Source organism: Desulfosarcina cetonica JCM 12296, from assembly GCF_001311845.1.
Classification (GTDB): domain Bacteria; phylum Desulfobacterota; class Desulfobacteria; order Desulfobacterales; family Desulfosarcinaceae; genus Desulfosarcina; species Desulfosarcina cetonica.
The window spans coordinates 83,069-91,006 of record NZ_BBCC01000003.1; the positions used below are offsets into that span (position 1 = coordinate 83,069).

6 protein-coding genes are annotated in these 7,938 nt (G+C 46.6%); all 6 read right to left on the reverse strand.

The window, feature by feature from the left end:
- Window positions 1–80 precede the first annotated feature (80 nt).
- Window positions 81–1,202 (reverse strand): glycosyltransferase family 4 protein, encoded by a 1,122-nt coding sequence (locus JCM12296_RS01470; RefSeq protein WP_054689102.1) that lies wholly within the window; start codon window positions 1,200–1,202, stop codon window positions 81–83.
- Between the two features lie 2 nt (window positions 1,203–1,204).
- Window positions 1,205–2,347: a glycosyltransferase family 4 protein gene (locus tag JCM12296_RS01475; RefSeq protein WP_054689103.1), complete on the reverse strand. Its 1,143-nt coding sequence runs from the start codon at window positions 2,345–2,347 to the stop codon at window positions 1,205–1,207.
- A 6-nt stretch (window positions 2,348–2,353) separates the two neighbouring features.
- Entirely contained in the window at window positions 2,354–2,893 is a 540-nt protein-coding gene (locus JCM12296_RS01480) for an acyltransferase (protein ID WP_172683722.1), read from the reverse strand.
- Window positions 2,894–3,100: 207 nt separating this feature from the next.
- On the reverse strand, window positions 3,101–4,642 hold the full coding sequence (locus JCM12296_RS01485; protein ID WP_054689105.1) for a lipopolysaccharide biosynthesis protein: 1,542 nt from the start codon (window positions 4,640–4,642) through the stop codon (window positions 3,101–3,103).
- An 11-nt stretch (window positions 4,643–4,653) separates the two neighbouring features.
- Window positions 4,654–6,219 carry a hypothetical protein gene (locus JCM12296_RS01490; RefSeq protein WP_054689106.1) on the reverse strand — a complete coding sequence of 522 codons (1,566 nt, stop codon included), beginning with the start codon at window positions 6,217–6,219 and terminating at the stop codon, window positions 4,654–4,656.
- A gap of 267 nt (window positions 6,220–6,486) precedes the next feature.
- A partial coding sequence (locus tag JCM12296_RS01495; protein ID WP_157067290.1) for an SGNH/GDSL hydrolase family protein occupies window positions 6,487–7,938 on the reverse strand: 1,452 nt, incomplete at its 5' end.

Consider the following 7,938-nt stretch of genomic DNA (forward strand, 5'->3'; position numbering starts at 1 on the left):
TGTCGGTAATGTCCATTTTGATGCTCGCCAGCGGGTTGTTCAGATCGGCGGTGATGTAGTTGTCGCCGTGACTGAAATGTTTACCGAGTTAGGCATACGTCTGCAATTGGTCGGTCGATCAGTGCCGTTTTCAACTGAGCACACCAATTTGCAATGGACAATTCTTGGGCTTTCGCGAAGGCCGCCCGACACATGCGTTCGTATGCCTTGGCGTCATCGAGCAGGCCTGCGATTCGCGCCAGGTTGGATTCCATGTTGCCGTTGAGCAGCAGGCCGTTGACCCCGTCCTGCAGATAGTCAATTTCCGGTGGGTGGTTGGGATAGTTTGCCGAAGCGATGTAAGGTTTGCCGTAGGCAAAAGCGTGAACAATGGATAGCCCGGAGTGTCCGGGCATGAACACCGCGTGGGCCCGTTGCATCTCTTTTGCGACCAGCGCTTCGTCGGTGATGGCTCCACACCAAGTGATTTGCGGATCGTCCGCGGCGGCTTTTTGGATCTTGGGCGCCTCGGGACCGTCGCCGATGACTATTAATTCGACACCGGGAAGCATCGTTTTAAGCCATCTGAAATACCTGAGAAGCAGATCAAGTTCGCGGTAGGGCACCAGTCGGCCGATAAACAAAAGCCTTTTTGGCTCGCTTGAGTTCACCCTAAAAGAATAAAATTTCCATATATGGTCGGTATCCAATGTGTTGTTGGCATAGGCTGCTTTGGCTCTATTGATGATGTTGCTTTCTATCGCCAGCTTCATACTCTGATAAGTGTAGAAAATAACTTTATCATACAGGCTGAATAGCGTCAGAGGGGTCAATTTTTCCAATCGCCCCGGAATTGAGTTAAAACGCAGCATGGGGTGATTATAGGTTATAAGCTTAAACCCAATAATTTTTTTTAGTATGTACAGGTATAGAATCAGAGGGATGTTCTTTTTTTCAGCCGGCATTAGCACCCAATCGAAATTTTCCCGTCTGATTAATGAGCCAATTCTAATATAAACAATTGGGTTGTATGAGAACTTTTCTTTAACAACAGGCACGGTCGTGAACTTGAAATCACGTTCCTTACCCTCTGTGTGGCCTAACTGCTTGTTTGTTGCACCTGCAAAAACGTAGATGTCTATTTCCCTGCGTTGATTAAGACGACTCAGAAAGCGCGCCTTATAATGGTTCAGATTAGGCGCGATCCAGAGGATTTTTACCATTATTAATTCCTCAAATTAACGCGGCGATAAAGTTTTTCGTAGCACATTGAAATCTTCTGTGGTTCAAAATCACGCGCTCGGCGGATAAATGCCTCTTTGTCTCTGGAGAAAGCTCCTGGATCGTTTACGAAACCAATTATTTTATTACATAGGTTTTCCACATTGAAGGCTACATAGTAACAGTCATTTACCGGGCTGATAACTTCTACCAATCCCCCACTATCCATCATCACGAAAGCCGGCTTTCCAAGGGTCATGGCTTCCAGTGCGACAATCCCAAAAGGCTCTTGACGGAAAGGGAAAACACATAAATCTGCCGCGTTAATATATTCGAATATGTTGCTTTTAAAGCCAAGAAAGGTGACGGCAGTTTGCAGATTCATAGCCGAGGCCTTTTCAATGAGTGAAGCTTTTTCGGGTCCATCGCCAATGATCAGCCATTTAACGCTTTCTATCCCAAGACATTTTAGATGAGCGGCCGCATCCAATAACATTTCCATTCGTTTGTTGTGAACGATACGCCCATATGAGAGTATAAGTATATTATCTTTGTGTAGATAGAGGCGGTTACGGATGTTTAGCCGATTTTTTTGCTTGTCGGAAACAGAAGGTGTGATATTATAAACTACTTTGATATTCTTATGAATACCTAATTTTTCAACTGTCATCTTCTTCATAAATAGTGAGACCGCAGTAAGTTCGCAAAAAACATGATTCGCAAAAAAGCTTAAGCTATGGTATTTAAACCTATCACGCAGTCCAAGCTTCCTTCTCAGATGGGTGATCCCATGAAATGTAAAAATGATTTTCTTTTTTGTAAGAACGGCTGCTACCAGTATTACATAATTAATGGAATGAATATGAATAATGTCGTATTCTTCAATAAAACGAATGGCCTTTATAATCGCCGATAGGCTTAAATCCACTCCGTTCTTCAAATTCAGGACCGTGGTTGAAACATTATGAAGGGTTTTTATTCTTTCTTCAAAAATCCCGCCTCGCATGCCGAATATAACACCGACACTATTCTTTTTGCTCTGTTCTTCTGTCAAACTGTGGACTTGTCTTTCAATGCCACCAAAGCCTCCAGATATCAGAAAGTGGCAAATATTCATCGATGAATTTGATTTCTTTGTCTTGTTCATTTTGGCTCAATCATTACGCAATCGAATCAGACGTACTGGAGAGCCGACATAAATTCCATGCGGTTTTAAAATGGATTTTGCAGTTACTAATGAATTGCACCCTATGACAACTCCCTCTGGAATTTTGGAACCTTTGAGCACCCTCGTCCCTGCTCCTATCCAAACGTCTTCTCCTATTTCGATCTCGATGCCATTATGCCCTTGTAAAACGATTAACTCGCTTTTTTGGATATTATGATCTGAATCTCTAATGCTTACAAATTCAGCAATTTGAGTATAATTTCCAATTTTAACACGGTAATGCGAACTTATAACGATATCTTGAGTTAGATTAACGTTGTCGCCGAGAATGATTTTACCCTTAGGCGTAGGATCGAAAGTTATCCTAAAACCGACATTAACATTTTTTCCCAATTCCATGTTTTTATGCGGTGGATAACGGAAAATCGGAAATTGTTTACACTTTAGGCCACCGCCGACTTTACAACCATGCAGTAATAGATAAGTGGCAAGTAATTTTCCTTTAATCTTGAAAACCAAATTCATGAAACTTTTTTCATGCCATTTCATTCTAAATTCAGTGTTTACGCAATTGATTCGTCAGTAGGCGAATTTGTGTTTCGCAGTTTGTCGGCGTACCCCTCGGTCTCCAGTTCGTACCACCGCGTTATCTCATCCCGGTAAAATCATCGCCGTATAATTTGCAGCCACTGAAGTAGTCCTGCATCATATGTTTTTCCGTTATTGTCGCCACTATCGCACGCCATTGCCAGAAAGGGAGGTGCTGCTCATGCCGCGAAGAAAAGGAGGCAATGCCGCTCTGATTTTGGCCTTGGATTCTGCAGGGAGCAGATAATAGCCTCCGGTTAGATAGGCGGCGCTGGCGCCCAGGTACGCCACGACCAGGATGGGAATGTCCATCTGCCGCTCACCAAAGCGGATAAGGAAGAATGCCAATCCATAGGTTAACAGAACGAGGCAGATCAGCCTTAACTGCTGGAAAACAAAGGAGGAGGTCCGGCTTTTGATACATTCCCTGTAGATTCTGACCAAGCCGTACACGGCATGCAGCACATACAGGAAGGCCACGGAACAGGCCGCACCCAGCATGCCGAATTTCCATATCAGAAATGCCGCGGGTAGCGGATAAACTACCAAATCAATCAGATTCTGTTTAGCCTGAATCCCCGAATTTCCTACGGCCAGAGAAAAAAGGTAAGGCAACGTCAAAGCCCCATACGTATAAATTCCAACGCACAGTAATACCGTCGGCCAAAACAATGATACGGCAACTGCCTGGTTGAACACAAAAGACAGGCCAGGCATCGCGACATACACCGCCAGGGCAAACAGCGGGATGGATGAATAGGTGCCAATTTCTTGAAGTACATTGTACTGCCTGCGCAACTCTTCAACTTTGCCTGCCTGGTGCAGTGCGCAAAGTGCCGGAAACGCGGCTTGCGCAATGGCTGCGGGCATTAGGCGCATCTTGGACAGGCCGCCGAACAGAAAACCATAGTATCCGATGGAGGCAATGGGAAGTAATTTGCTGATGATGATCTTATCCAGTTGCTGCATGGTTGCTCCGATGACGGTCGCCAGCATCAACCTGGAGGTATACCGCAGGTTTTTTTTGATCACATACAGCTTGAATCCGGGAAGGAGCATACTAAAGTTGAAAAACCGAGTGCATACGGCTAAATATATGGTGAGCCGCAAGAGATAACAAAAGCTGTACCAGTAAATGATGGTGTACAGTTGATGGCCCGAAACAATCAGTAATATCGTCCCCAGATGCTGCATGGCGGTGGTGGACACGTCAATCAGATTGGTCAACCCCATCTGCTCGATGCCTCTAAGCATACTGACATACAGCCAGCGTGGCAGCACGAGAAGTGAAGTTACACCCAGTACCTGGAGAATGTAAGTTGCTGCAGTCGGATCAAGCGAATCCAGTTTAATCCAGTTTTCTACGAGCCACGGCGCCGCGATCAATATTACCGCCACAATGAGAAAATAGGCCGACCAATACAGCGTCGTTCCCGTGCGGATGTAATCACCGATATACCGCTTATCTGTTGCATAATGGGAGGAAATCTCTCTTACGGTTGTCACCGAGATACCGACCTGCAGCATTTCAGCGACAAGGAGATTGACCATGGTCGTAAAAAACACGATACCGAGAACATCTTCACCGAGTCCGCCATGGATGTACTTGACCGAAAAAATGCTCAGTAAGACGAGGCTGCCTTGACCTATAAAGTTGTACTTTATGTTGCTTTTTAGACGGGACACAACGCTATCTGCTATTTGTTGGTGTCAATCTTTTGAAATTCGAAGGGGCCGATGTCCGGGATGCCGATGATCTTATGTCCATAAAAATCTTCGTTAATCCCAACGGGTATGCCGGCGTCGATGACCGGAGATCTGTCGGACAGTACCAAGTTTGATGTATCTATACGAAATGTATTTAAATATAAAAGTTGAGGGTCCCTCGAGAGGGAATTGGGATCAAAGCGGCAACCCTTAACTCGATGCCGCTGCCATTCTTTGAAATTGGATTTGCGATTCTCGATGACGATCGAACACCCCTTAACATCCCGTTTCAGTATCAGCCAAAATTTATCGTGCTCGTCGGGATAGTAGATGTTGTGGTCAAAATCTATTGTGAATTGCTCGGCGGCCCCGGTCCATTTGACATGGCATTCTTTTGAGTTGTAGAAAATGTTATTCTTTAGTTCGACATTGGCGCCGTTGCCCTTGTAGCCGCGTGTGGATTCAAATCCAATATTACAGTTTATGGCCATGTTATGGAATACACGCTGTTTGTCTTCAAATTGAAAGCGATAGCCCACATGCGCATTGACGACCACGTTTTGATAAAAAATATTCCCGGTCTTGTCTGAGAGGGAATCCTGATTGCACATGGTAAAGACACCGTATCCGGTCGCGCCTCCCAGTCGATGAAGGTTTTTGACCACATTTCGGCGAACAACCGTATTTTTGCATTCCTGGTGCGTAAAAGCATACAAGCCCGGGCCGGTACCGCAATTTTCGATCAGATTGTCTTCGATGATGCCCCCGCTTCCGCCTTGAATTCCGATAGCATGGGCATCCCCGTTCCAGTTCACCGGCCGCACGCCGATATGGTGTATATGGTTGCCGGCAAAACGATAGTCACGGACGGTTTTGTTGATCTCCGTCTTGCCCGCCTGCCAGTTCTGTTGGATCGTGTAAATTCCATTGCCGGCCCAGGCAAGTTCACATCCGATGACCTCGATTGCTGAGTGTTCTCCATGCAGACCAATCAACGCGTGCATGCCATAAATTAGCTTGCAGCCGTGCCAACGGATATGATGCAGCCTGGCATCAAGGCTGACTCTTCCAGGATTTAGAAATGATATGTTTTTGAAGGTAAGGTACGCCTGCCGATTGAATTCAAGGCGGTAGCCCCACCAATTGATGCTGATGCGCCGCTTGGGACTGCGCTCATCGGTTGGGTGAACGTATAATTTTGAACCCTTTTTATAGCTTGGGCTGAAATGTGAACCCGATTGAAGACGACATGCGCTCAGACTGTCGGCCTTGTCCAATACAACATGAGAGTTGGCGCCGTTCTGGCCGATATCCTGAAAGATCCAATCCCCGGCCCAGATGGCGGCTATCAGCGGGATGCTCCAAACCCCATTCCCCTCGTCCGTCCACTGGGCGTATTCGATTCTGCCGGCCCCCCAGATGATGCCGGCATCATTGGGGTAATCGCCCCGGAGAACAATCCGCTCATTCTCACTGGTACCCGAGCCCAGCTTGAGGCTCTGTTGCCGAAGCTGTAGCGGTCCCGGATCGCATGCAAATGCAAACCGCAGATCCACAGGGTATCCCCCGGATGCACGCCCTTTGTGCCCCAGATGATCCCCGCGAGGCCGTTCCACGCATTTTTGTAGGAGGTGCCGTCTTCCCTGCCATAAGCCCCTCCCGCTGGTCGTACAAACCACTCTCCGGCGTACAGATCCGTTTGCGTCAATAACAACAGAAAAAGAAAGCATATGATTTTGCCAAACAACGAGGTGCCCTGACTGAGGTGAGTGGTCGAAATGCCGGGCATCATCAAATTTCGCGCATAAGCGACAAACCGGCAATTAGTAGTATTGAATATTCGCACCCGGATTAATATTGATCAGAACGGGATTGTCACCTTGAATCAGGATGTCGGCCGCTGGGAATGAACTCAGATCGATATTATCCAAGACAGTGTTATCCCCCTGAACAACGAGACCGTAATCATAAGATCCCTGAGAACCGTCGTCTGTTAAATCCTGCAGCATTTCGTTGTCCTCAACCAGAATATATTTGGATATTAGTAATGGTTGCAGATAATCGGCGATAACCTCGTGTCCGTTGCTGTTGGGATGCGTTTCTAACAAATCGTACAGAGGCTCCGCTTGATTTGAAAGAAAATTAATTTTAACAAACCGGCTGGACATTTTTGCATAACGAATAGCGTTTGTTTTGCAGTAGGCCGAAACGACATCTTCTACGCTGATGGAAGCATCGTAACTGGTCATGTCAGGATTCATGATGGGCGTTCCAGGGTAAAGGATGTTGTCAACGCCCAGATCCTTAAGAATCCTTAAGGATTGAATGATCTGGTGGGCTACCTTTCCGACGGACTCGCCATAAGCCAGATCGTTGACGCCGATAAACAGAGATACTTTTTCAACTTCTTCGGCAATGGCAAATTCTTGGGCCAAGAAATGAGCAGCATCACTCCAGATTCCTGGAATACCAAGGTGTCTGCTTGGATCGCCCGGCATTTTAATAAAAACATGATCTAAAATCGAATTTTCCAATCTGCCGGCATAGCAGTCGCTGGCCGATACGCCGGTCCCATAGGTTATGGAGTCGCCGACAAGAGCGATCTTATTCTGCGAGGAGTCGATCGAACGCTTGGAACCGGTAACCGGGCTCCAGCATCCGATGGTCGGCAAGGCCGCATCGAACAGGTCGGCCCCGACGCCGCCATGATTGTAAGCGTAGCGCACTTCGTTGGGCTCTGCCCGGCCGATGGCATAGGAGGATGGATTCAATTGCGGCAGTGTCGTGAAATCAGGATCGAAATAATAAGAGTTCTGCACGAATTCCTGTACATTGTTTCCTGTGCCATTGATTTTAATCACTGGATAGTCCGCAGCTCTTCTCGGCACAGACGGGGCGGTATTGTATTGAAGATTGTGGCTGCACTCCCAGCTGCCTTCGATATTGTTCAGCCTTATGGTTGGCGCAGTCCCGTAAAGGATGTTGTTTTTTATAATGACGTTGTTGTACGAAACATTGGTTCTTCCATCCAACAGGGGTGTATTGACAAGCGTGTTGTGTTTTATGGTGGCATTGATGTCACTGGAATTAAAGGTCAGATACAAGCCGTTGCAGTTTTCGATAAAATTGCTTTCCAGAATAAGATTTTTTCCTCGGAAGTAGAATGGGTAAAGCGATATGTCGTGCAGATGACATCTTCGGAAAATCAGATCCCCACTTACACCGCTAAAACCAATAAACCTCAAACCTCCAAAAATCTGTGCGCCATCAAATGG

What these genes read in the sequence shown, in the direction of transcription:
- JCM12296_RS01475 (WP_054689103.1), bottom strand. Translation starts at nt 2,347, where the DNA reads ATGAACAAGACAAAGAAATCAAATTCATCGATGAATATTTGCCACTTT.
- JCM12296_RS01470 (WP_054689102.1), bottom strand. Translation starts at nt 1,202, where the DNA reads ATGGTAAAAATCCTCTGGATCGCGCCTAATCTGAACCATTATAAGGCG.
- JCM12296_RS01480 (WP_172683722.1), bottom strand. Translation starts at nt 2,893, where the DNA reads ATGAATTTGGTTTTCAAGATTAAAGGAAAATTACTTGCCACTTATCTA.